This window comes from Nocardia sp. NPDC049149 (assembly GCF_043197455.1).
Taxonomy (GTDB): Bacteria; Actinomycetota; Actinomycetes; order Mycobacteriales; family Mycobacteriaceae; genus Nocardia.
In genome coordinates, this window is the sequence record NZ_JBICTD010000002.1 from 355,392 (window position 1) to 378,458 (window position 23,067).

At 62.1% G+C, this 23,067-nt stretch carries 23 protein-coding genes and 1 other RNA gene; 5 read left to right on the top strand and 19 right to left on the bottom strand.

Annotation, left to right across the window (positions count from 1 at the left end; all coding sequences use genetic code 11):
• Positions 1–51 precede the first annotated feature (51 nt).
• The 3 genes from ACGFNJ_RS07355 to ACGFNJ_RS07365 form a co-directional block, all read right to left on the bottom strand.
• Complete coding sequence (locus ACGFNJ_RS07355; protein WP_393444480.1) at positions 52–948, bottom strand: aromatic prenyltransferase; 897 nt, start codon at positions 946–948, stop codon at positions 52–54.
• A 118-nt stretch (positions 949–1,066) separates the two neighbouring features.
• Complete coding sequence (locus tag ACGFNJ_RS07360; RefSeq protein WP_393444482.1) at positions 1,067–2,068, bottom strand: alpha/beta hydrolase; 1,002 nt, start codon at positions 2,066–2,068, stop codon at positions 1,067–1,069.
• Positions 2,069–2,409: 341 nt separating this feature from the next.
• Positions 2,410–2,952 (bottom strand): CGNR zinc finger domain-containing protein, encoded by a 543-nt coding sequence (locus ACGFNJ_RS07365; RefSeq protein ID WP_393444484.1) that lies wholly within the window; start codon positions 2,950–2,952, stop codon positions 2,410–2,412.
• A 121-nt stretch (positions 2,953–3,073) separates the two neighbouring features.
• Here ACGFNJ_RS07365 and ACGFNJ_RS07370 point away from each other — a divergent pair, with 121 nt between their 5' ends.
• Positions 3,074–3,556 carry a YkgB family protein gene (locus ACGFNJ_RS07370; protein ID WP_393444486.1) on the top strand — a complete coding sequence of 161 codons (483 nt, stop codon included), beginning with the start codon at positions 3,074–3,076 and terminating at the stop codon, positions 3,554–3,556.
• Positions 3,557–3,729: 173 nt separating this feature from the next.
• Here the strand turns inward: ACGFNJ_RS07370 and ACGFNJ_RS07375 are convergent, their stop codons facing one another.
• Positions 3,730–4,107, bottom strand: a complete 378-nt coding sequence (locus ACGFNJ_RS07375; RefSeq protein WP_393444488.1) for a winged helix-turn-helix transcriptional regulator — start codon at positions 4,105–4,107, stop codon at positions 3,730–3,732.
• A 47-nt stretch (positions 4,108–4,154) separates the two neighbouring features.
• On the opposite strand from ACGFNJ_RS07375, the gene ACGFNJ_RS07380 reads away from it, so the two are divergent.
• Complete coding sequence (locus ACGFNJ_RS07380; RefSeq protein WP_393445884.1) at positions 4,155–4,829, top strand: NADPH-dependent F420 reductase; 675 nt, start codon at positions 4,155–4,157, stop codon at positions 4,827–4,829.
• Positions 4,830–4,852: 23 nt separating this feature from the next.
• Here the strand turns inward: ACGFNJ_RS07380 and ACGFNJ_RS07385 are convergent, their stop codons facing one another.
• From ACGFNJ_RS07385 to ACGFNJ_RS07400, 4 genes are all read right to left on the bottom strand, one after another.
• Positions 4,853–5,644: an SAM-dependent methyltransferase gene (locus ACGFNJ_RS07385; protein ID WP_393444491.1), complete on the bottom strand. Its 792-nt coding sequence runs from the start codon at positions 5,642–5,644 to the stop codon at positions 4,853–4,855.
• Positions 5,645–6,005: 361 nt separating this feature from the next.
• Positions 6,006–7,343 carry a HupE/UreJ family protein gene (locus ACGFNJ_RS07390; RefSeq protein WP_393444493.1) on the bottom strand — a complete coding sequence of 446 codons (1,338 nt, stop codon included), beginning with the start codon at positions 7,341–7,343 and terminating at the stop codon, positions 6,006–6,008.
• 199 nt (positions 7,344–7,542) lie between these two features.
• A complete protein-coding gene (locus tag ACGFNJ_RS07395; RefSeq protein ID WP_393444495.1) occupies positions 7,543–7,740 on the bottom strand; it encodes an NUDIX domain-containing protein in 198 nt (65 codons plus the stop codon).
• A 41-nt stretch (positions 7,741–7,781) separates the two neighbouring features.
• On the bottom strand, positions 7,782–8,246 hold the full coding sequence (locus ACGFNJ_RS07400) for an NUDIX domain-containing protein (protein ID WP_393444498.1): 465 nt from the start codon (positions 8,244–8,246) through the stop codon (positions 7,782–7,784).
• Between the two features lie 404 nt (positions 8,247–8,650).
• Between ACGFNJ_RS07400 and ACGFNJ_RS07405 the strand changes: the two genes are divergently transcribed.
• The 3 genes from ACGFNJ_RS07405 to ACGFNJ_RS07415 all read left to right on the top strand — a co-directional run bounded on the left by ACGFNJ_RS07405 (position 8,651) and on the right by ACGFNJ_RS07415 (position 13,089).
• A complete protein-coding gene (locus ACGFNJ_RS07405; RefSeq protein ID WP_393444500.1) occupies positions 8,651–9,058 on the top strand; it encodes a hypothetical protein in 408 nt (135 codons plus the stop codon).
• Between the two features lie 606 nt (positions 9,059–9,664).
• Entirely contained in the window at positions 9,665–12,040 is a 2,376-nt protein-coding gene (locus ACGFNJ_RS07410; RefSeq protein ID WP_393444502.1) for a hypothetical protein, read from the top strand.
• Between the two features lie 89 nt (positions 12,041–12,129).
• Positions 12,130–13,089, top strand: coding sequence for a glycosyltransferase family 2 protein (locus ACGFNJ_RS07415; RefSeq protein WP_393444504.1), 960 nt, complete (start codon positions 12,130–12,132; stop codon positions 13,087–13,089).
• 72 nt (positions 13,090–13,161) lie between these two features.
• On the opposite strand, the gene ACGFNJ_RS07420 is transcribed toward ACGFNJ_RS07415, so the two are convergent.
• The 11 genes from ACGFNJ_RS07420 to recQ all read right to left on the bottom strand — a co-directional run bounded on the left by ACGFNJ_RS07420 (position 13,162) and on the right by recQ (position 23,018).
• Entirely contained in the window at positions 13,162–13,533 is a 372-nt protein-coding gene (locus ACGFNJ_RS07420; RefSeq protein ID WP_393444506.1) for a PfkB family carbohydrate kinase, read from the bottom strand.
• A gap of 419 nt (positions 13,534–13,952) precedes the next feature.
• Positions 13,953–14,441 (bottom strand): NUDIX domain-containing protein, encoded by a 489-nt coding sequence (locus tag ACGFNJ_RS07425; protein WP_393444508.1) that lies wholly within the window; start codon positions 14,439–14,441, stop codon positions 13,953–13,955.
• Between the two features lie 725 nt (positions 14,442–15,166).
• The gene (locus tag ACGFNJ_RS07430) at positions 15,167–15,496 is read right to left on the bottom strand and encodes a helix-turn-helix domain-containing protein (protein ID WP_393444510.1); all 330 of its coding nucleotides are present in this window, start codon (positions 15,494–15,496) and stop codon (positions 15,167–15,169) included.
• Positions 15,493–15,861 carry a type II toxin-antitoxin system RelE/ParE family toxin gene (locus tag ACGFNJ_RS07435; protein ID WP_393444512.1) on the bottom strand — a complete coding sequence of 123 codons (369 nt, stop codon included), beginning with the start codon at positions 15,859–15,861 and terminating at the stop codon, positions 15,493–15,495. Before ACGFNJ_RS07435 ends, ACGFNJ_RS07430 begins: the two co-directional genes overlap by 4 nt.
• A gap of 175 nt (positions 15,862–16,036) precedes the next feature.
• Positions 16,037–16,409, bottom strand: a transfer-messenger RNA (tmRNA) gene (gene ssrA / locus ACGFNJ_RS07440).
• Positions 16,410–16,509: 100 nt separating this feature from the next.
• Positions 16,510–17,373 carry a DMT family transporter gene (locus ACGFNJ_RS07445; protein WP_174567702.1) on the bottom strand — a complete coding sequence of 288 codons (864 nt, stop codon included), beginning with the start codon at positions 17,371–17,373 and terminating at the stop codon, positions 16,510–16,512.
• Positions 17,370–17,843 carry an SsrA-binding protein SmpB gene (gene smpB / locus ACGFNJ_RS07450; RefSeq protein WP_393444514.1) on the bottom strand — a complete coding sequence of 158 codons (474 nt, stop codon included), beginning with the start codon at positions 17,841–17,843 and terminating at the stop codon, positions 17,370–17,372. The genes ACGFNJ_RS07445 and smpB overlap by 4 nt, the downstream gene beginning before the upstream one ends.
• Positions 17,844–17,958: 115 nt before the next feature.
• Positions 17,959–18,177: a hypothetical protein gene (locus ACGFNJ_RS07455; protein WP_393444516.1), complete on the bottom strand. Its 219-nt coding sequence runs from the start codon at positions 18,175–18,177 to the stop codon at positions 17,959–17,961.
• Positions 18,178–18,245: 68 nt separating this feature from the next.
• A complete protein-coding gene (locus ACGFNJ_RS07460) occupies positions 18,246–19,322 on the bottom strand; it encodes a metallophosphoesterase (RefSeq protein ID WP_393444519.1) in 1,077 nt (358 codons plus the stop codon).
• Positions 19,323–19,420: 98 nt separating this feature from the next.
• On the bottom strand, positions 19,421–20,911 hold the full coding sequence (phoA, locus tag ACGFNJ_RS07465) for an alkaline phosphatase (protein WP_393444521.1): 1,491 nt from the start codon (positions 20,909–20,911) through the stop codon (positions 19,421–19,423).
• Positions 20,912–21,143: 232 nt separating this feature from the next.
• Positions 21,144–23,018, bottom strand: a complete 1,875-nt coding sequence (recQ, locus tag ACGFNJ_RS07470; protein ID WP_393444523.1) for a DNA helicase RecQ — start codon at positions 23,016–23,018, stop codon at positions 21,144–21,146.
• Between the last annotated feature and the right edge of the window lie 49 nt (positions 23,019–23,067).

The following is a 23,067-nucleotide window of genomic DNA, read 5'->3' on the forward strand; positions in this document are numbered from 1 at the left end:
GATACCGCACGGCATCGTCGCGCATCCCGGGTGGCGGCACACGGACCGGGGCTAGGTGATTTGCGGGGCGGTGCCGCCGGGGAAGGTCGCGCGCGCGGCGGAGCGGTAGTCGGCCTGCACCTTGTAGTACCGATCGTTCGGACCGTACGCGGTGTAGAACACGAAACCGTGCTCGCCCGTGTCGACGAAGGGCGCGCCGCCGACGAAGCGGTCGAGCACCGGGTCGAGGTGCACCGGGAAGTGCGCGGCGTCGGTGCGCACCGGGAACGCGATGCGGTGCATGCGCGGCGAGTCCCAGGAGAAGGTGCGGTAGACGTTGAACGTCTTGGCAAGCAAGCTGAGCTCTTCCTCGCTCGCTGGGACGAAGTCGAGTTCGGCCAGTATCACGGTGATGTCGGCGGCGGTCAGCGTTCCTGGCGCGAAGACCTGGGAGTACCAGTTCATCGTGTGGCTCAGGAAATCCAGTGCCATGATGCCGATTTCGCCGCCGTAGCGATTCAGGTGCCCGGCATGGTCGCGCGCCGCGTCCGGGATGCCGGGGAACGAGAGCATGCGGTCCACCGAGACCAACTCGGGGAACACCAGCCAGATCTTCTGCACGCCGCGCACGACCGACAGGTCGACTCCCCACCGCACCGGCACGGCGGCGGTGACCTCGGCCAGCAACCGCTCCATCGGGTGGCCGGTGAACTCGAGCAGGCCCGCGTCGCGCAGTGCCGCCACAGGGCGGGCGGATTCGTCCGAACTCATCAGCCGAGCGCTGACCTCCCGGCGGTTGGCCGGCTGCGTGGTGGTGCGCGTGCCGATCCACGAGCTGGCCCAGAGCTCATCGAGTACCTCGAGCACCGGATCAACGACCGTCGGGTCGTAGCGAACTTCGGCAAGACCGGCGAGCTCGCGCAGGTCGTGCCGGAGCTGGTCGAGTGTCAAGTCTACGGGCGTGCTCATAGCCACCTCGAATATCCAACGGCGTCGGGTTATTCAAACGGGTCACTGCGTTACTTCGGCTCGTTCTATTTCAGCCGATCCGCGCGTGCGGCGCGAGGCGATCGACGAAATTGCCGGGTCACTGCCGAACGGTCGAGTTCATCCAGTCGATCACGGCCCTGTGATAGGCGACCGTGTTCCGCGCCAAGTTTACCGAGTGCCCGCTACCGGGCAGCACGAAGGCCTGCAGTTTTGCGGACGGCCCGAAAAACGGTGCCTCCGCAGCCTGCAACGTCGCCGAGTCCCGACAGATCGAATAGTTGGTGCCGCAAGCCAGTCGATCCAAACCCCCGTTGACGATCAGCACCGGCGCGGTGATGAAGCTGGACATGCCGGGCAGGGTGGAGGTCAGGCCGTCGGGGTATTCGGTGAGCGAGAAGGTTTCCTTGGTCCGCTCATCGATCGCGAGCACCTCGGGGTCGACGTTGCCCTCCCCGTGGAAGTCGTGCATGCGCGTGCCCGGTCGCGAGGTGAGGTAGCCGGGGTCCAGGTTTTGGCCTGCGAACACCGGATCGTTCGCCGCCTGGTAGTAGGTGGAGATGACGCCGAGGGTCTCGGAGATGTTCAAGGCGTGCGAATATCCGGTCAGCAGAACACCATCCACGTCATGGTGGCTGGTTGCCTCGATGACGGAGGTACCGGAAGTCAGCGAGTGGCCGACGGTGACGACCTTGCCGAACGGCTGCGCGCCCGCGATGCCGCGCCGGGCGGTCTGCACGATCTCGTGCAGGGCCTGTGCGGTGGCTGTCGCAGTCAGGGTCAAGCTCGGCGGATGCGTGCTCGCGCCGTTGCCGAGCCGATCGACGATCAGCGTCGCGAAGCCTGCGGCGTTCATCGCGCGCCGGAAATTGTAGGTCTCCGGCTGATATTGGAAGTCCCAGTAGGTGCCGTTGTAGTTGGAGCCCGACATCAACACCATGAGGGTGTCGGTCGGCGCCGACGGCAGGCACAGGGTCGAGGCCAGTTGTCCCTGCGGTACCGGGGAGGAGAACGAGGAGCATTCACCTGCCCCTGGACCGGGGTCGGCTTGAGCCACACCAGGTATGACGCACAGCAATGCTGCGGCCGCAACAGCGGCCATTGTCCGAACCGAGCTTCGCACGCGACGCACTCCCTTGAATGAGGGCGAGATTCGAGAACCGCCAGCCTGACATCCATGTCCAGCCATCAGTGACGCAGGCTATAGCGGTAGGTGGTTGCCACGCAAGAGCTCCTGCCGATCCCCCTCGCCCGTGGTGTGCCCGCGCTCGTAACCTCGGCTCCGCCAGACTGTTTCGGGCTTTGTAAGTCGCGCACAGTGAATCATTCGTCCGTCAGATTCCGTGGCAGAAATAGCGGGAGCTATCCGCCGCTCGCGTCGAGATACGTTCGCCTCGGCCGTGTCCGTGCCGAACATCGTTGCGGCGTAGGAATTTCCACCGATCAGAGCTGTGACCTGCTGCGCCACGCGCGATTCTTGGCGCGGTTGCCGCAGTTGGCCATGTCGCACCAGCGGCGCGATCCGTTGCGTGAAATGTCCAGATAGGCCCAGCGGCAATCCGCTGCGGCACAAGACTTGATGCGCGACCATACCCCGTCGGCGCGGACCGCGAGATAGGTGTGCGCCACCGCGGCGATGCTTTGCTCGACGATGTCCGTGCCGACCGCGACAAGGTCGGGAGCTTGCTCCTGATCACCCAGCCGCATCCGCAACGGCACCGAATCGACGATCTTCGCCGCCGCGGTCACCGCGTCAGTTTCCGGCTCTTCGCCGTTGTTCGCCGCGGCGAGCTGACGCAGCCCCTCACGCAGTTCCCGCAACGGCGCCAGTTCTTCGGGTCCGATGCGCACCCCCGGCGTACCGAGCCAGTCGGCGAGCCAGGCGGCGCCACGTCCGTCTTCCAGCACGTCGTCGCCGTCCGGGCAGTGCCGCGTGTTGATGAACTCGACCAACCGGTGCGCCGACACCACATCACCCATCGCCATGAGACCAGTGTATCCACTTGACAGGTTAGTGGCCACTGCGAGATGCTAACCAGTGTGTTCAATTAGACGGTCACGAGATCTGCGAGATCCGGACCGTGCAATCACTCAGCTGGAGTCCGTTATGACTACGAAAACCCTTACTCCCCTGGAGAATCGAGCGACCGACCTGCAGAGCGTCGGTGGCGCGATCGTCCGCTACGGCCTTGCCCTCGTCCTTATCTGGATCGGCGCCATGAAGTTCTTCGCCTTCGAGGCCCAAGGCATCCAGCCTTTGATCGAGAACTCACCGCTGATGTCGTGGCTTTACAACTTCCTCAGCATGACCGCACTCTCCGCGGTCCTCGGCGTCATCGAGGTGGCGCTCGGCCTGCTGATCGCCTCATGGAAGTGGGTCCCAGGCCTGTCCGCCCTCGCCAGTCTCGGCGCGGTCGTCATGTTCCTGATCACCCTCAGCTTCATGCTCACCACCCCCGGCGTCTGGCAACCCGGCTACGGCTTTCCCTACCTCGGCTCCGCGGGCGGGTTCCTGATCAAGGACGTCGTGCTTCTCGGCGCGGCAGTCGCCACCGCAGGCGCATCGCTCACGTCGCTCCGTCGCGCGTGAAAACCCTTGCCCCACTTCCTATGAAGGCCCGGCCTGTGCGGCCAGGGCCTTCGGCATATCCGAAATCGAGCGGCGGCCCGGTCAACCGGCGCGGGTCACGAGACCTCGATCAGCCACACAAAACTCACTAACGTGATTGCGCAACAGAATCTCTCAGAGATCGCGCCGCAAAATCACTGCGCGCGTAGCTCTTGCGGAATATCGCGCTGCGCCGCAAGGAGCTCGTCGCCATGCTCGAGCACCCACGCACCAAGCGCTTTCATCGGCCCGTCGACCAGACTCTGTCCCAGACCGGTCAATTCGTATTCGACACGAGGCGGAACCTGCGCATAACTACGTCGCTCGACCAGCCCGTTCCCCAGCAACCGCCGCAACGCCTCGGTAAGCGCCTTATCGCTCACACCGCCGATGCTGACCCGCAGCTGACGCCGCCGCAGCGCCCCGTCACGCAGCGCCGCCAACACCACCGGATCCCACGTGTGCGCGAACAAGTCGATTCCCGCCCGGACCCGGCAGTCTGCCGCCAACTCCTGCCCCGCGAAACCACTCATCCCCCCATGGTCCCCCACCCTTCACGCACCATCCGGTGCGCATCGGTGTGCCTACCGTAGCTCTCGTTCAGCATCGACTTCATGAGAGAGCACTTATGCGCATCGTAATTCTCGGCACCGGCACGATGGCCAACGCGCTTGGAACCGCCTGGGCCCGTGCCGGACACGAAATCACCATCGCCGGAAGATCATTGACCAAAGCCCGCAACCTGGCGGCGCAGCTAGGCGGCACCGCAACTACAGTGCCCGAAGCCATCGTCGACGTAGACGCCGTCCTCCTGGCCATCGCATGGTCCGGCGTACCCGACATCCTCGGCGCCACCCATGCCACCACCGGAACCCTCACCGGCACAACCCTCATCGACCCCACCAACGCCATAGACCACGGCATCGGCACCCACCTCCTCCCACCCGACACCTCCGCCGCCCAGCACATAGCCCACCTGGCCCCCGGCTCCCACGTAGTAAAGGCCTTCCACCTCTACCCCGCCGACCAATGGACCGACCCGACCAGACCTCCGGTAACAGTCCCCTACTGCGGCGACAACCCCCAATCCCTAACCACCACAGCAACTCTCATCCGCGATACCGGTTCGACTCCCGCTCCTTACGGCCCCTTGACCCGCGCCCGCCAACTAGAAGAAGCCGCCGGCTTCATCATCACCCTCGCCTTCAAAGGCCAAAACCCCCGCGCCGCAGTCCCTCACATCCCCACCGCATGATCGAGTGCCTCCGCAGGACAACCTCAGGACTTGCGACCGATCGCACCGAGGATCGCCAGAGTGGTGTCGGGCAAGTCACCACCGAGCCACTGCTGAACCGTGACCACCCCGGGTTCGACGATCTCGTAACCGTCCAGCAGCGCGGCCACGTCGGCCTGGGTACGGAATCGAAGCTGCGAAGTACTGTTGACGAGGTTCTTCTCGGCACGGGCGATGAAGGCCTCGGCTGTCTCGGTGGACGCGTGGGTGAAGGCGAAGTAGCTGCCCGGCGCCATCACGTCGCGGAACCGCGCGAGGATGTCGGCGGGGTATTCGTCATCCATGACGTAATGCAGCAGTCCGACCGCGAGCACCGCTACCGGTTCGTCGAAGTCGATCAGTTCCCGCGTTCGCAAGATCTCGATGAGCTCGTCCGGGCGACGCGCATCGGCAAGCAGTGGTGTCACACCCGAGAGACCCGACACGAAAACGTCGGCGTGCACCATGACCACCGGGTCGTAGTCGACGAAAACCACCCGCGCCGTGTCGTCGTATTGCTTCGCCACCTCATGCGGGCTCGGCGAGATCGGGATGCCTGCACCGAGATCGATGAACTGCCGCACCCCATTTTCCGCGGCGATGGTGGTTGCCTTGACCAGGAACCGGCGGCTGTACCAGGCTTGGGTCTTGGTGTCCGGAGCGACCTCGAGCACCTTGGCCGCGAACATCTGGTCGATCTCGTAGTTGTCCTTGCCGCCGAGCATGAAATTGTATACACGCGCAGCGTTCGGCTTGGTCGTGTCGACCCCCTTGGGCACCCGCTTGACTTCCGACACCGCGTCGCGCCTCCCTCCGATTCCCCGACCATCGTAACGACGCATAGGTGGCACGTGGCGGATAACTGAGCAGGCGACCTGCAATTGTCCGGACCAGCCGGTTCGCATCCGCAGCGGCGCCGGACACCGACAATCCGCAGCACCCAACCCCGAGTTGCGCCCTGGGCGCAACCGAAAGCAACAGCGCTACGACAACTTTCGAGATCAACAGCATGTCGACGCGTCCACCGGATCCAGCAAGCTACCGCAAAAGTTCGAACATCAACGGCCACACGCGAGCGCACGCCGGACAGTGTTGCTGGGAGTATGCCAGAGTCCGCTGTACCGCTCGATTACGGAACCAAGCGGTTGTTCACAGTTCTTACCCGGAGACCCCAGCTGTTCCGGTCGACGTCGTCAGCAAACGCCGTCTCAGCACCTGGGCGGCCAGCACCACGAGGGCGGCAGCAGCCGCGATAGTAATGATCGGAAGAATCGTCGTGCCTGCCTGGTCGGCGGCACTTGCGATCGGGTTGACGACACCGAGTCGATCGAACACCCAGCCCAGCGCGGCGATGATCACCAGCAGTGCGCTGCCGACGCGAAGGACCGGCTGAGCCCGGGTGGTGGCCAGCACCAGCAGTGGCGGCAGGGCGAGCGCGACAAGCAGCAACTGAACGGCCTCGATACCCAGATTGAACCCGAGCAGACTGAGCGCCAGTTGGCTGGTGGACAACTCCAGTTCGGCCAGGGTGAACGAGAACGCCATACCGTGAACAAGCCCGAATGTCCCAGCGACAACGGCTTCTCGGCCCGGAAACAGCGGCCGGATCGCGTGCGCGCCGCCAACCAGGATCGTCGCGGCGATGAGCGTCTCAACCGGACGCGCAGGGATCTCCAACCGACTCAGCGCGCTGACCGCAAGCGCAACGGAATGTCCGACGGTGAAAGCGATTGTGACAGCGAGGATGTGCCGAATCGCACGACGCGGACGGTTGTCCGGATGCCAACGACCGGCCTTTGCTATCAACACAGCCGGCAGCAGCAGAGTAAACAGAAACAGGAGATGGTCGGTGCCCTCGAGAATGTGATGCCCACCGAGCACCACCATCCCGACGAACCCCCGCCACGCGCTGGCATCATCCAGATCCACCGCCAGAGGCGGCACAGTCATGGACCCCGCATCCACCCGCACCACGCCGATCTGCCGAGCGTCATTGTCGACATCGACTCGCCCCGCTCGCCAATCCTGGCGCACCGCAACGATAGCAACGTGCGTAACAACCTTATGGACGACAGCGTCGTACCCCAACACAAACCGCCGCATGTCAGCGCCCGGCGGCGGAGTCAACACCGCATGCGCAACAACTTCCTTGTACGAACCAGCACCCGTCTGATCCGCATACCCCAGCCGCACCTCACTGATCTCAACAGCCCAAGGCACACCATCCACCGTCGCCGGCCGCACATGCTCCCGCAGATACCCCGCCACCCCCGCAGCATCCTCCCCCGACAACACCGCCTTCACATTGACATCGATCCCACTAGCCTCCGCGAGATTCCCTGCAGGCAACAACAATTCCGCATTGATCGCAGTCTCCCGCACATCCAACACAACCTTGCTCCCCGGCATCGGATGCGCCCCAGCCCCCGGACTCCCCAACAACACGACCACCACACACCCCAACCCCACCAGCACTCTTAGCAGCATTCGAATCATGCGCCGATAATCCGCGCCCCCAACCACCCCCGAATCGGTCAATCAACCTATCTTCGCGCCAACCCACAAAGCAGACCTGGTTGAGACCCAGCGGCGCTTCTTCGGGACACGCATACGCCGAATCTCTAGCCGAGGTATGGCGCGGATCGGTGTAAGTGCCGATGAGCCCGGTGATTTCGATGCCGAGACCGGTTTCCTCCTAGACCTCTCGTACCGCGCAGCCGGGGAGGCTGTCGGTCATCTCCATACCGCCACCGGGCAATGCCCACAGTCCACTGTCGGCCCGCCGCTGCAGCAAGACGCGGCCCTGGTCGTCGCACACCACAGCGGAGGCCGCAACGACAAGACTGTTCGGCTCGGGTGCAGCAGGGTCGTCGTAGAACTCGGTGCGCGCCATCGGTTTACCCTTCCACCGATCTGGACGGAGGCGTCATTGTGCTACCAGCCGTAAACCGAGAGGCTATTGCCATCTGCGATGGACTGCATCGCCACGCGGCAGTAGTCGATCATGTGATCAGGCAACGCGTCGGCTGAAAACCATTCCAGGGCAGCACATTTGCCCGGCTCGCGGTTGTCCGGCTCGCCCTGCCAGCTCCACGCAGTGAAGAAGAACGCCATCCGGCCACCGGACGAAGAGTTGTGCATGACGTGGCGGAACTGGGCATCGTCCGGCTTGATTGTTACGCCGATTTCCTCGTTGGCTTCACGAATGAGGGCAGCGATAACAGATTCGTCGGCTTCGAGATGGCCGGACGGCAAGTGCCAGGCCCCATCCTCGAAGCCCGTGTTATGGCGCCGACCGAAGAGGACCTCGTTTCCGCGGCATAGCAAAAGATGAACGTCACCAGTGACCTTGTGACGGCGGGTATCTGAGCCATGAGCTTTGGTGACCGTGTCAGTCATGAAGTGAAATCCCCTACTTTCCACAGTAGTTGGGCTGGGGTTTGCCCGAGAGGCAGGCAGAACGAGGCGAGCCTAGCCCCCAGGGCGGCACCGAAATATACGCCGGACGTACACAACGGGTTGCGGCATGGACCCGTCGCGGCCACCGATCAACCCTCGTTACCAGGCAACTGGCCAACAACGGAACGGGAACGATGGAGACGCGAAAACCGCGTCACATCCGGATCGAATCCGGCGAGCTACGGGGCGCGGCCTCGGGACTGGCGAACCAGGGAGGGGGTCCGGGGGCACGGCATTGGGACCGGCGAACCAGGGAGGGGGTCCGGGGGCGAAGCCCGCCGGGCGGGGCGTGGGGGCTGCGCCCCCACAAAACACGACGAAACGAGACAAGGCCCACGCCCTCCGTGGGCATGGGCCTCGCATCGAGTGAAGTGGACATGGCGGGAACTTACTCGAACCGGACCGACCTTCTCCAAGACTTCGCTGAGCTGCGCAAGCGCATCGAAGTAAGCGGACCGCACAGATCAAAGCCATCGCCGCCGAAGACATCTGGCGGAAGAAAGAAGCAGCTGGGTCCATCCGAGACGGCCGATATCATCACCAAGTACACGGCGGGCACGTCGATGGCCCAGCCGAAGGTCGAGCATCACATGGCCAAGCGAACCGTGGCGAAGGTGCTGCGCGAGAACGGCGTGGTGATCCGACCGAGGGGCGGACCGACGAAGAACACTACCCGGACCGACCTACTTGACAGCCTGGCTGAGCTGCGACAACAGATCGGCCGAGGTGATGGATCGCACGGCTCACAGTAATCGCGACCCAGAGTACTCGGCATTCCCCATAAGTGGTTCATTTAGGCGATGACGATCCGATCAGCGCCAAGTTTGCAATATCTGGACGAGACCACCTGAGTGGCATAACAAAAATACCGCCCAGTACATATCTCGCTCGGCTTCAACGTCAAGTCCGATCAATCCCAATCCGCGCAATGCCCCTTGACAAAGAACGGCACTTCACGCAAACCAGTACGGCCACTGACCCCCGTTCACACACTGCATCTCATGCGGAACGTCTAGACTGCAGGTAAGTCGATCGGCATTATTCGCCAAAAGTACGGCGGCTGAAATCCGCTGGAAGGGACCGGAAATGGCCCATGGGTCTATCGCCAGAACGGTTGCCGCACCAACTGCACTAACAGCTGCAGTTTCATCTGGTATTGCAATCATGATCAACTTAGCAACCAAAGAAGGAAACTCTCTCTGGATGTGGCTCGCGGTAGCCGGGTTGACGTCATTGAGTTTCGTCGGATCGCTGTGGCTACACAGCAGGCAAGCACCGCAACACCCACCGAGGCGGCCAACCGGTACGCATATCCAGGGAGATGTCGACATCAGCGCCGAACGTGGATCTGCAGCAGCTTGGCAGATGGGCGACGTGTCAATCGAAGGCAGGCATCACACAAACCCTCCGGTGCCGGGCACTCAGCAAACCTGACTCCGCTCGGCAGATCTGAGAGAGACGCGACGAACTCAGTCGCTCAATTATACGCCGAAGGCGGCAGTATTACGGCAGGAAGCATTGGTATCGCCGTAATACATGCGGCCGACCGAACATCCCAGCCCGCACACCAAACCCTTGACGATGACAATAATAGAAGAACACAAAAGCCAAATGACCTGCCACGGCCACAAACATTAATCGGCCGTGATCGCGAGCTCAGTTCCATACTCGAAGTACTTGACAAAGGGAATCCGGTCAAGATCACCGGAAGCGGCGGCATAGGCAAAACGTCATTAGCTGTTGCAGCAGGCTGGGCGGCGACCGAGCGGTTCACCGACGGAACCATCATGGTCGACTTACGTGGCGAAGATGACGGTACCGAAAACAGCCGACCCAAGGAGCCGCTCAATGTGGCGATACATATCCTGGAGCGCCTAGGACTGCAACGTTCCGAACTACCATCCGATCGAGACCATCTGTGGTCAACCTATCGTACAACAATAGCTCAACGCAATGTCCTGGTAATTCTCGATAATGCACGCAGCACCGAGCAAGTACAACCCCTTATACATGGCGGAACAATGTCTGCCACCATCGTCACAAGCAGGTCACGATTGTATGATTCCGATGCGTTCGAAGTATTTCTGCAACGCTTGTCGGTATCCGACGGTTTGGAGCTGTTTTGTCGAACCGCCGGCATTGAAACGCTCGATCCGAATAAAGACTTCGGTGAAGGAGTAGTCAATCGTTGCGGATCAATTCCCACCTTCATACGTCTCGCTGCACGCCGATTCATTAGGTCGGAGTACGCAACCCTCAGGGCATACGACGAGCACTTAAGGGTGTCGGCCCGGACATTGCTACAGAAGCGGCCCGGGGAAATGTGGAATCCGAATACTGTATTTCAAGACTCCTATGACAGCTTGACAGATAGTGGAAAACGAGCACTTCACAGTCTAGGCATAATCGACTGGCCTAGTTTTCCAGCATGGGTCTCTGACATAAATACAGATCAAGTACCTGACCGCAGAGCGGGGATAGAGGAGTTGCTCGATCTATGCCTGCTTGATCGAGTTGAGATGCTCGATCAAGCAGGCGAAGTCAGAGAGATACGCTATTCATTTCATGATCTTACCCGAGAATTTTCGCAGTCCATAACAAATCCTGCGGAATGGGCTTCCGACCTCGCCGCGATTGCATCGAATTTCATCGCACGAGGTGTTGGGCTCCTTGAGGTCCTCGAACCAGGCAGGCCTCGCCAATTCGCAGACAAAGACACGGCTGCAGAGGCTTTAGATATACCAATGACACCTGGGCCAGAAATTATCCAGCTGAGCGAGGATTGGTTCGACTCAGAACGCGAATGCTTGACTGCGTTGATGCAAGCCTCCGAGAAAGTAGGACTGTACAACATTATTGTTAATTTAGGGCCGATGATACCTACCTATTTTATCATCCGAGGCCTTTGGACTGATTGGCGCTGGCATGTTGAAACCGCCGCGCGTGCCGCACGGATAATCAATAACCAACGCAGCGAGGCCTACTGCCTTCAAATGTTAACAAACATTTACCGAACAGCTGATCTCTGGCCAGAATCACGGAAATCAATTGAGCGATCTCTATATATCTTTGAACAAATTGGAGATCCGATCGGAATCGCGTACACGCTGATAGACCTCGCGATTACTCAATCGTATTCCAACAATGAAGTTTTAGCATTAACGAACATCGAGATCGCCACAGAGATGTGGCATGATCTCAATAGTCGTCGATGGCAGTCACACGCACAGTTCATAATGGGCGAGGTGCTAGCCAAGTATGGACATCCCGATCGCGCACAGAGCGCACTGGAAAAGGCGGTGCTCGGATTCGAGTCCTTGGGCGATGTGCGGTGGTCGGCATACGCCGAAGCAAATCTCGTTATGATCATGATAAAGAGTAGACAGGATCAGGAACATCTTTCGTCAGTTCTCGACGCTATCGATCGGATGGAACAACTAGGCGATCGCAAGTGGGCAGCTGTGACGAGACTCCGACTAGCTTCGATTCTCGCGGACCTAGACCTGTACGAGTTGACAAGTCGGCTGTACGAAGAATCGACCCCATTGCTCCTTCGGCTGAAGGAGCAATACTGGGATGCACTCGCACAAGTCGTCCGTGCAAAGCTCTTAGCTCTCGACGGGCAGCCAGAACCGGCTATAGAGCTTCTGTCCGACGCAAAGCTGATCTTCCTTGAGCGCAAGGATGAACAACAGGCCGAAGAGTGCGAGGCAGCTCTGAAGAGATTGCGATGATCCACAAATAGAACGTGGCAGTGCGCCGAAGATGCCGTGCGGTTACATCCCGACAGGAACGCTCAGCAGGAAAGTTGGCGCAGAGTACAATGAAAAACAATATAGCGGTCATTATTGTCACATATAACGATCAGAATATGATCGGCAATTGCCTAGAATCAATTTTGCAATCCGCTACAAACGTGACGGTAATCGTAGTCGACAATGACTCGTCTGATAATACAGTAGAGATAGCTCGCTCGTTTAAGTCGGTAATTGTCGAGAAGAGTACGACAAACATAGGATTCGCGGCAGCCAATAACGTAGGCGCTCGCCTGGCTGACAGCATCGGGCACTATCAGTATTTATTCCTTTTGAATCCAGACACTATCGTCGGGCCAACAGTCGTAGGTGCGCTACAGCAGTTTCTCGACGAGAACATCGAATATGGCATTGTTGGACCCATGCAGTGCGATTATCATGATCGCACGCTAACCCAACTCAACACTTGGACACGGTCCATTCTACGATTTGAAGGCACCGTATATGCCTCACAGTACATACGAAGGCTGCGAGAAGCGCCGAGAGAGACTCCAACGGTTCGAGATGTCCCCTACGTCCAAGGCAGTGCATTCTTTTGTCGCGCAGAAATATACTGGCTCCTGTTCGGATTAAATGAAAAATACTGGATGTATCACGAGGAAGTTGATTTTTGCCGCCGGGCTCGATGGATTGGATCTCGAACTGGCCTTCTGAAGAATATCTACATAAACCACATGGCTCGTGATCTAGCAGACCCGACATTTACAAGGGTCTACCATCGTCGTCGAAACAAATACTACTTTGCATTGACTGACCCCGCTCTGTCCTTCAGAGAATTGACGCTTGTGTTCTGCAAGATCGGACTTTCTGACATTGCCCGCGCATTTCATAGGGCGTACGTATTAGATCTCGTTGAGATCCGCGCAATTATTGCAACGGTTCGCTGGCTTCTGCAAAACCGAGCTGAAATAATCGACGAGCGACGCATCCATATGAGACTTCATGAGTCTTTCTCCAACGCGCAATAGCGCCGCGCGATGTACGGCTTGCAAGATTTCTTGCGCCCAGCTCGGATCACACCTTGAGCAGAGATGCCGCTATTAACTCTGGTTCGCCGACCGCAGGCCACCGGAAAATGCCGCGCCCGCACTGTGCGTATGCCACACATCAACTGGGAAGGCCGACATCGCTACTTCGTCAAACGAGCTGACGGCGACGGCGCCAGCAGCGCCTGCTGTCACCACAACCCAATGTGCGCCAGTCCGAGCCAACAGGGACCTGGCAACCGCTGGTGCCTCGGCATGTTCGGCGTCGTCAACATTGGTCTGAATCACCAGATTCGAGCATCGACGGACCACAGTTGCCATCGCCCCCGATAGTTCGGAGCCACCGAGATTGAGGAGTATCGGCACCTTCAAGGCGTGGCCGGCCTCGATCACGCATGGCTGAGGTTCGATGAGCTGGTAGCCCATCTACGTAGATAAACGAAGCACTGGCCTGCGGTGACAGATCAGCACTCTCCAAACTCGCGACCACGCCGGGCAGATGGGCGAACCACGTGCGGGTAGCGTTGCCGTCGGCAGCCACGACGATCCGCGGCGTGCTGATCTCTGGACTCATCACGATCGAGCCTTCGACGTGACGATCGTCCAGCCACCGAGGAACCCGCAGACCGTGTTCGTCATCGCCAATGTCGTTGGAAATTAGTAACGGCGGCGCTCCCAAGGATGCAACCGCCGCCGCTGTCATTGGACCATCAGCTGCGATCGACCAGGTAACGCTTTGAATCTCCGCCCGACGGTTCGCCAGTGGGAACCGAGGCACCGTCCACAGCTCCGCCAATGCCAGGTAGCTGACGCACACCACCGGGCCGGACTGGAGCGTCATCGTTCTACCAGCCGTATACCGAGAACGAGGTTCCGTCCGCGACATGCTTCATCGCCACGCGGCAGTAGCCGATCATGTGATCCGGCAACGCATCGAGCGCGAACCACTCCAGCCCACTGCACTTTTCGGGCTCGCGGTTGGTTGGCTCGCCCTGCCACTCAGTCACGGTGAAGAAAAACGCCACGCGCCCACCGGAAGACGAGTTGTGCATGATGTCACTGAACTGCACATCGTCGGGCTTGATCGTCACGCCGATCTCTTCGTCTGCCTCGCGGATGAGGGCTGTTACGACGGACTCGTCAGCTTCCAGATGGCCGGAAGGAAGGTGCCACTCACCATCCTCGAAGCCGGTGTTCTGACGCTGGCCGTAGAGTACGGTGTCGCCTCGACGCAGGGCCAGGTGGACATCACCAGTTACTTTGTGCCGCTGTAATTTTGCCTCTTGAACTGTGTCGGTCGCGGCACTGCTCGGAGACGGCTGCTTGCTACTCATAGACTTCTCCTCTCGTTGTGCTGAGCTGATTTTGATACGCCGAGATCTGGGACGCTCCGAGCCTAGATCCTGGGGTGGTTGGCAAATATGCGCCGGACGTATATCGCCCGACGGGTCCGGGTATGGATCGAATCCGGTTCCGTATTCAACCTCGTTACCAGGCAATTCGGTCATCCGGTCGAATCAACGGAACGGGAGTGCGTGCCATGCGGAACCTTGTCTTTTGACGGTGGGCTGCGTCGTCGGCTGACCTTCGGCGTGATCATCGGATTCGTCAGCGTGATAAGACATGCAGTCGGAAGCCTGGAGCGCGAGTGATCGCCGTGGCAATCCCACCGCCGCCAAGGCGATTGCGCCACATCCGAATCGAGTCAGGCGAGCTGAAGCTGGACTAACAGGCGTCAGCAGGCCAGGAACGTTGCCGATGAACTGGCACAAGTGTCACCAGAATTCGTCGTAACTGTGGATGATGCACTGCGCGACGATCTTCCACTGCTCCCCTGCGCGGAACTCTGGGATTGAATCGTGCTCGCCGGGATCTGGATCCTCAGCCTCATACCTGTTGGTGCAGTCGGGTTCTGGCTCGGCACGTGGTGGAATCGAAGGAGTAGAAGGCGACTAGCTCAGCAACCATTCGCTGATCTGCACGACGCAGCAGGGACCAGCCGACAGTTCCACCGGGCTGTGACTGGATCAGTCCGTCCGGGGCACGGCGTCGGTACTGGCTAAGCGACTTTGACGCTCCAATCACCCACGTGGGCAACAACATCCAGGGTTCCTCCTAGCGCGACGATGTAGTCACGAACCAAGTCCATGGACGTGATCTTGCCGTGCTCGATCTGCGAAACCCTGGCCTGTGAAACTCCCATCAGCTCGGCGACCTGGGCCTGCGTCGCCCCGCACTGCTTGCGGAGTTCGGCGAGCTGGTGTCCGCGCTGCTCCGCACGCATCAGCTCGCGGCTCTCATCTCGCGCTGCGACGCGGTCAGGGGAATCCCATGTCGGGTCGATTTCGCGAGCTCGACGCTTGGCCTCTTCCCAAGACACACCCTTCATGACTCATCCTTCGTTGCTCTGTAGTCCTTATAGCGCTGTTCGGCGAGCGGGATCGCATCTCGGTACCAGCGATTCCACTGGCCGGACTTGTCTCCGGCAACCAAGACGATTGCTTCCCGCATCGGGTCGAATACGAACAGCATCCTGATCTCGGAACCCGCCGGGGTTCGAGGGCGAAGCTCTTTGAGGTTGTGCAGTGCCTTGCTGGACTGGATCCGATCGACCAACGGTCTTCCCAGCTCCGGTCCACGCTCGGCCAGTTCGTCCAACGCTTCCTCAATCTTGTCGGCGATCATCGGCTCGTTCTTCACCAGGTCGAGGAACCAGTCATTGACTGGCTCAAGTAGCAGGATGCTCCATCGCACCGAACGATTATAACTAATCCTTATGCCGGTCGGGGTTCGATGCAGCATCAGGGACATGGCGGGAATCGAACCGCGGGCCGCGCAAATCCGCAGGTACAAGCACCATCACCATGCGAATCGATCCAGTCGCCGGAAAGGCGAAAACCCGCAGGTCGTTGACCTGCGGGTTCCCGTGAAGTGGAGCTGCCGGGAATCGAACCCGGGTCCTCCGCCGTTTCTCCAGGGCTTCTCCGTGTGCAGTTCGCTGTGTCTCTGCTTGGATCTCCGAGTCTCGCGAACAAGCTCAGATGACGATCCCAGTCGCTGTTTGATGTCCCATCCGAACCCGCGACCGGCTCGGACGGTAATTCCCTCTAGCTGATGCCAGTACCCGGGTCGAGGGACGAACCCGGACTGACAGAGACGACCTGGCTACTTAGGCAGCGAGGGCGTACTCGCGCTGATTGGAATCGGCGCTTAATTGGTTGCAATGACGCTTACGGTGGTCTCTTGCCTGCACCGACACGCTTCCCCTAGATCTACGTACGCAGTCGAAACCGTTCAGCCCCGTACGTCCCGACACCTTGCCGGGCTGTTCATGTTAACACCGCCGAGAGGGCGGTTCTTCCCATTATTCGGCGGTGTCGCCGCGTGTGTGGGCAGGCGCAGTCAGGCTGCGGCGATCAGGCCGACCGCGAGCAGGGCGAGCACCATGCCGACTTGTTGTTGCCGTCCGACGCGCTCGCCGAGCAGCACCATCGCCAGCAGGACGGTGGCCGCCGGATACAGCGAGCCGATGACGCTGACCAGCGACAGCATCGATCCGTGGAACGCGTACAGCAGCGCCGCGTTGCCGATCACGTCGAGCACGCTGATGTAGAACGCCAACCGCAAGGGTTCGCCGCGCAGCCGCTTGAACTGTCCTCTCGACAGGGCGGTGATCCACACGACCCCGGTGGCGGCGGCCCGCTGGGCAAGCAACGGCCACAGTCCGGCCGAGGCGGCGGTCGCATGCAGGAACACGAACATGAGTCCGAACGCGACTCCGGATCCGATGGTGAGCAGCGCCACCTTCTTGGTGAACCGCAACTCGCGCCCACCGGTGATCTCCTCGGTGACGTCGTCCGGCGATTCGCGACTGACCAGCAGCACCGCGATCAGCGCGAACACGATCCCCGCGTACGCAAGCGGGCCGGGCCGCTCCCCGATCACCAGACCGAGCAGCACAGGTATTCCCGCGACCAACACCGCGGTCAGCGGCGACACCACCGCCATCGGCCCGCTGGCGAGCGCGGCATAGAACCACCACACGGCGACACCGCTGGCAACGCCTGCCGCCAACCCCCACCCGATCGATGCGGCGTCCGGCGTCCCTTCGATGAACGGCAGGAGCAGCAGCACCAGCACGACCGAAAACGGGTAGGAGTAGATGACGACCCGCAGCGCGGTCACGCGCCGCGACGCCACTCCGCCGTAGAAGTCGCTCACGCCGTAGCCGATGGCGGCCACGATCGCGAGCAGGACGGCGGTCACCGCATGCCTTTGATCCGCCGCCCTAGCTCGCGGGTGACCTCGCGCTCAGCGGTGCGCTTGGCCAGGTCCTGGCGCTTGTCGTAGTCCTGCTTGCCTTTGGCGAGCGCGAGCTCGACCTTGACTTTGCCGTCGGAGAAGTACATCGACAGCGGCACCAGCGTCTGGTTCCCTTCGCGCGACTTGCCGACCAGCCGGTCGATCTCGCGCTTGTGCAGCAACAACTTCCGGACGCGGCGCGGCGAATGGTTGGTCCAGGTGCCGTGGCTGAACTCGGGGATGTGCAGTCCACGCAACCACACCTCGCCGTTGTCGACCGTCGCGAAGGCGTCCACGAGTGAGGCCTTGCCTTCCCGCAGGCTCTTGACCTCGGTACCGACCAGCACGACCCCGGCCTCGTAGGTGTCCAGGATCGTGTAGTTGTGCCGCGCCCGGCGGTTGGTCGCGATGACCTTGCGCCCCTTCTCCTTCATAACGATCAACCTTAAGTGACGCGGCAACCGGATTATTCCCTGGTAGGGCCCAGCGGGGACGGCGACAGCGAAGCCGGCGGGGCGGGTGCACGCAATACTTGTGACGCGGGCCGCTCTAGTGCACGAAGAGCCAGAGGACTAGCAGCCCTACGAAGGCGAGGGCCAGCAGGATCGTGGAGAAGCGGGGCAGGCCGGAACGGGCGGGTGGGCGGTGATGAAGCCAGACACCTTCGACCGCCGGGTCGACTCCGCGGAAGGAGCTGGGTTGCGCGTCCGGGGGTTCACCGCCTGGCGAGCTGGTGGAGACGTCATCGGGGCCATCACCGGGAGCCATATGCTGCACCGTAGTGGGCCGGGGTGGCCTGGCGCCGCAATTCACACGCGGCGCAACGTAGTTGGTATTCAGACGAGACGTCGGGTGAATGCTTCGGTGGCGGCGCCGGTCGCGACGTCGACGGTGTGCACGCGCACATCGACGGTGGTCGCGGTCAGGTCGAGCACCATGAAACCGAGCTGGTGATAGTTCTCGAACAGGGCGTTGTGTTTGCCGCGGGGAGTGATGGCAGGCTCGGCGCCAACGGTTTTGGCGGCGGCGCCGGACACGATCTGGCGGGTGCCTTTGGATTCGACGGTCGGCTCGAACACCTGCAGCGAATGGTCGTGTCCGGACAGCAGGAACTGGCACTTGCCGAGCACATGGTCTTCGACGAACCGCTTTACGTGGACGCCGTTGATCGGTTCGATGGGCAGGTTTTCGTAGCGGCCCGCGTCGCCGTGTGGGCCGTTGTTGAGGTAGGGGTGATGCGTGCAGGCGATCTTCCAGGTGGCGGTGGATTCGGCGATGGCACGGTCCAGCCAGGCGCGCTGCTCGTTCATGAACTGCCCGTCGACCGCCCAGTAGGGTGAGAGGATCGGCGGAATGTAGGCGGCGAGCGGGTTGAGGTCGAGGACGAAGAACTCGACGACGGGCTGCTGCTCGGGGACTCGAACGGAGTAGTAGCGGCTCGGCATCCACCAGCGCGGTGAGTTCGCGTGGTACTCGACCTCGTGGTTGCCGCGCAGCAGCCAGCCGCCGTCACCGCCGAGCACGGAGCTGGTGTCGTGGTTGCCGAGGACCATCAGCCACGGGAAATCCAGTCCGGTATTGGGGTTTTCGAATTTGTCGGCGAATTGCGGATCGGTGCCGCTGTTCGGTCCGCTCTCGTAGATGTTGTCGCCGAGGCCGACGGCCAGCGACACCGGTTCGCTTCGGTGGAAGGTGCGCATCGCCTCGGCCACCGCCCATTGCGCGCGCAGACCGGTGCCCGCGTCGCCGGTCACCAGCACCCGCAGCGCGCGGTCGGTGGGGAAGCCGAACTTGGTGACGCCCGGCGCGACCGGCACCGCTTCCGCGGGCGACAGGCCGACCAGCGACGCACCTGCCGCGACGCCCGCCGCACCGGCCAGGAATCCCCTGCGGCCAAAGCTGTTGTCACGCATACGATCCTCCATACGCCGCTGCCCCGCCCGACGACCATCTTCGCCTATCGGGCGAGCAATGGTCATGCCGGGGCGGGGCAGCGATGTTGGTGGTCGTCTTACTTCGCGGCCTGGACCGGCTTCTTGGTGCGGTCGAGTCCGAGTGCGTCGGAAATGGTGAAGAACATGTCCGTCTGGTCGGTCAGGCCGACCACGTTCGCGGCGCGCGGGCCGTAGGCGGCGACGCGCAGCTGGGTGCCGGTGTGCTCCTGCGAGCCACCCGCGTCGGCGGTGCCGTAGGAGATGCCGATCTCGGCGCCGTCCTTGGTGACGACCTTGCTGGTCAGCGCGGGCGACTTGGTCTCCAGTGGGACGATCTGGCTGCTGTGCGCGTGGTCGGCGGTGACGATGACCAGCGTGTTGCCGTCCTTCTTGGCGAATTCGAGCGCGGCCTGCACGGCCTCGTCGAGGTCGACGGTCTCACCGACCTGGCCGCACGGGTTGGCGGCGTGGTCCTGCTTGTCGATCGAGGCGCCCTCGACCTGGAGGAAGAAGCCGTCCTTGCGCTCCTTGAGCAGGTCGATCGCCTTGCGGGTCATGGTCGCCAGGTCGGGCAGGGTGGCGGCGCGGTCCGGGTTGGGCTTGCAGGTCTGTGCGGGCGCGTTCAGGCCGTTCGGCACGGCGGTCTCGCCTGCCCAGCGGATCGGCATGTTGCCGGGCGAGAACAGGCCGAGCACCGGCGCGTCCTGGTCGGCCTTGGTGACGGCGTCCAGGCCTGCCTTGTCCGAGACCAGGTTGTAGCCGCGGGCCTTGGCCTGCTCGCTCAGCGTCTGGCCCTGCCACTTGCCCGCAGTCGCCTTCTGCTCGAAGCTCTTCGAACCGCCACCGAGGGTGACGTCGGCGCGGGTGTTGAGCAGCTGCTCACTGATGGAGCCGAGTCCGCCGTTCTCCAGCGCGTTGGTCGGGCACTTGGCCAGGGTCTCCTCCGGGCCGTAGCACTTGCGCTCGGTGACGTGCGCGGCCTGCACTGCCGGGGTGGCGTCCTGGATTTCGGCGGTGGAGACGTTGCCGGTGGCCTTGCCGTTGGCCTTCGCGATCTCCGTCAGGTTGGCCTGCGGCGCGCCCTTGAGGTCGACGCTGATGGCGCCGTTGTAGGTCTTGGTGCCGGTCGCCCATGCGCTGGCGCTGGCCGCGGACTCGGTGACGTAGTCCGGCTTTCCGGTCTTCTTGTCCAGCGAGTAGTGCGTGTAGGAGCCGGTGAGCGGCAGGGCGTCGATGCCCTTGAAGTAGCCGCCCGCGCCCTCGGCGACGTTGCGCGCCACCGTGATCTCGGAGTCGCCCATGCCGTCACCGATCAGCAGGATGACGTTCTTGGCCTGGTTGCCGTTGAGCGAGGCGCGCAGCGCTTCGGTCCGGTCGCCGGTGGTCCGGCGGGCGCCGCCGTTGTCGCTCAGCGTGCCTTGGGCTTTGGGGCTGATGAGATCGCCGTTGCTCTGCTTCGTTGAGTCGGCGGAGCCGCAGGCGGCCAGGGTACCGACGAGAACAGCGGCGCCCACAATGGCGCCCGCGCGGAACCGGCGGGGCATGGAACGCGGCGAGACAGGGGGCATGAGCGAAAACTCCATTGTTCGTTGCGATGTCGGATGGTCGGAGCTTTGCGAGGCCGTCTGAACAAAAGGAGCACGGCGGGCAACCGGATGGTTACCGCAGGCTGTCCCATTAGCTTATTCGCATGGGTAACGTTTGCGTTCGGCGAGCGAACGCCAGTACCGCACAATGACTTTCGGGTTACCTACGACAGGTAGCGGAGTCATCCACGTACAGACCGAATGGTGCAGAATGTCACTTTTCGGCGAGGACCTCCAGCACGCCCGCACCGTACTTGGCCAGCTTGTTCTCACCGACACCGCCCACCGTGCCGAGCTCGGCCAGACTGGTCGGTTTACGGGCAGCGATCTCCCGAAGCGTGGCGTCGTGGAAGACGACGTAGGCAGGCACGCCCTGTTCCTTCGCAGTGGCTGCCCGCCACCCGCGCAGTCGCTCGAACACCGGGACGTCCGTCGGAGCCATGTCCGCGGGCGCCGACTTGCCCGCCTTGGCGGCACGCGCTGGCTTGGTCGCGCGTTCCGGCTCGCGACGCAGCCGCACCTGACGACCGTCGAAGAGCACCTCGTTGCTCGCCTCGGTGAGGGTGAGCACCCCGTAGTCGCCGTGCACCGCGAGCAGTCCGAGGGCGAGCAATTGCCGTACCACGCCGCGCCATTCGAGATCGCGCAGATCGGTGCCGATCCCGAAGACCTTCAGCTCGTGATGTTCGTGCTGCAGCACCTTGGGGCTCTGCTTGCCGAGCAGGATGTCGACGATGTGGCCCGCGCCGAAGCTTTGGCCGCGTTCTCGCTTCAGCCGCAGCACCGCAGACAACAGCTTCTGTGCGGCGACGGTGCCGTCCCACGACTCGGGTGGGGTGAGGCAGGTGTCGCAGTTGCCACACGCGTCGCCGGACTGACCGAAGTAGTTGAGCAACTGCACGCGGCGACAGGTCACCGTCTCGCACAGCGCCAACATCGCGTCCAGGTGCAGTTGCAGCTGACGGCGATGGGCGGCGTCACCCTCGGACGAATCGATCATCTTGCGTTGCTGCACAACGTCGTTGAGGCCGTACACCATCCATGCGGTCGAGGGCTGCCCGTCACGTCCGGCCCTGCCGGTCTCCTGGTAGTAGCCCTCCACCGATTTCGGCAGGTCGAGGTGGGCGACGAAACGTACGTCCGGCTTGTCGATGCCCATGCCGAAGGCGATCGTCGCGACGACCACCAGACCATCCTCACGCAGGAACCGGGTCTGGTTCTCCGCGCGGGTGCGGTTGTCCAGGCCCGCGTGATACGGCACGGCGGCGACGCCGTTCTCGGTGAGGAACGCCGCGGTCTTCTCGACCGAGTTGCGGGACAGGCAGTAGACGATGCCCGCGTCCCCCGCGTGCTCGGTGCGGATGAACTCGAGCAGCTGGCGATCCGGCTTGTTCTTCGGCTCGATCCGGTACTGGATATTGGGGCGATCAAAACTCGCGATGAAGCGCTTGGCGGTGCCGAGGTCCAGGCGTTGGACGATCTCGTCGCTGGTCTTCGCGGTCGCGGTCGCAGTCAGCGCGATCCGCGGCACCTCGGGCCAGCGCTCGTGCAGCACCGACAGCGCCAGGTAGTCGGGCCGGAAGTCGTGGCCCCACTGCGAAACACAGTGCGCCTCATCGATGGCGAACAGTCCCACCTTGCCGCGGTCGAACAGCTGGGCCGTCGATTCCATCCGCAGCCGCTCCGGCGCGAGGTACAGCAGGTCGAGCTCGCCCGCCACGAATTGCGCCTCGACGGTGCGGCGTTCGTCCGGGAACTGGGTCGAGTTCAAGAATCCGGCGCGCACACCGAGTGCGCTGAGCGCATCCACCTGGTTCTGCATCAGGGCGATCAGTGGCGAGATCACCACCCCGACGCCGGGCCGCACCAGTGCAGGCACCTGATAGCACAGTGACTTGCCGCCGCCGGTCGGCATCAGGACCAGCGCGTCACCGCCCGCGACCACGTGTTCCACGATCTCGCGCTGGTCACCGCGGAAGCTGTCGTAGCCGAAGACTCGGCGTAGAACCTCTTGCGCCGCAACTGATCCGGCGTCCACACCGGGATCGGTGTCGGTCGCCACGGCCGCGAATGCATCGGGGGGAGTCACCCGGCCCATCCTACGAGCGTGCGCGAGCGGCGCCACCGAGACATCGGTA

What these genes read in the sequence shown, in the direction of transcription:
- ACGFNJ_RS07395 (WP_393444495.1), bottom strand. Translation starts at nt 7,740, where the DNA reads ATGGCGCGCACCGAGTTCTACGACGACCCTGCTGCACCCGAGCCGAAC.
- ACGFNJ_RS07360 (WP_393444482.1), bottom strand. Translation starts at nt 2,068, where the DNA reads ATGGCCGCTGTTGCGGCCGCAGCATTGCTGTGCGTCATACCTGGTGTG.
- ACGFNJ_RS07375 (WP_393444488.1), bottom strand. Translation starts at nt 4,107, where the DNA reads ATGAGTGGTTTCGCGGGGCAGGAGTTGGCGGCAGACTGCCGGGTCCGG.
- ACGFNJ_RS07400 (WP_393444498.1), bottom strand. Translation starts at nt 8,246, where the DNA reads ATGACTGACACGGTCACCAAAGCTCATGGCTCAGATACCCGCCGTCAC.
- ACGFNJ_RS07390 (WP_393444493.1), bottom strand. Translation starts at nt 7,343, where the DNA reads ATGATTCGAATGCTGCTAAGAGTGCTGGTGGGGTTGGGGTGTGTGGTG.
- ACGFNJ_RS07420 (WP_393444506.1), bottom strand. Translation starts at nt 13,533, where the DNA reads ATGGGCTACCAGCTCATCGAACCTCAGCCATGCGTGATCGAGGCCGGC.
- ACGFNJ_RS07370 (WP_393444486.1), top strand. Translation starts at nt 3,074, where the DNA reads ATGACTACGAAAACCCTTACTCCCCTGGAGAATCGAGCGACCGACCTG.
- ACGFNJ_RS07355 (WP_393444480.1), bottom strand. Translation starts at nt 948, where the DNA reads ATGAGCACGCCCGTAGACTTGACACTCGACCAGCTCCGGCACGACCTG.
- ACGFNJ_RS07425 (WP_393444508.1), bottom strand. Translation starts at nt 14,441, where the DNA reads ATGAGTAGCAAGCAGCCGTCTCCGAGCAGTGCCGCGACCGACACAGTT.
- ACGFNJ_RS07415 (WP_393444504.1), top strand. Translation starts at nt 12,130, where the DNA reads ATGAAAAACAATATAGCGGTCATTATTGTCACATATAACGATCAGAAT.
- ACGFNJ_RS07430 (WP_393444510.1), bottom strand. Translation starts at nt 15,496, where the DNA reads ATGAAGGGTGTGTCTTGGGAAGAGGCCAAGCGTCGAGCTCGCGAAATC.
- ACGFNJ_RS07455 (WP_393444516.1), bottom strand. Translation starts at nt 18,177, where the DNA reads ATGGCTCCCGGTGATGGCCCCGATGACGTCTCCACCAGCTCGCCAGGC.
- ACGFNJ_RS07460 (WP_393444519.1), bottom strand. Translation starts at nt 19,322, where the DNA reads ATGCGTGACAACAGCTTTGGCCGCAGGGGATTCCTGGCCGGTGCGGCG.
- ACGFNJ_RS07365 (WP_393444484.1), bottom strand. Translation starts at nt 2,952, where the DNA reads ATGGCGATGGGTGATGTGGTGTCGGCGCACCGGTTGGTCGAGTTCATC.
- smpB (WP_393444514.1), bottom strand. Translation starts at nt 17,843, where the DNA reads ATGAAGGAGAAGGGGCGCAAGGTCATCGCGACCAACCGCCGGGCGCGG.
- phoA (WP_393444521.1), bottom strand. Translation starts at nt 20,911, where the DNA reads ATGCCCCCTGTCTCGCCGCGTTCCATGCCCCGCCGGTTCCGCGCGGGC.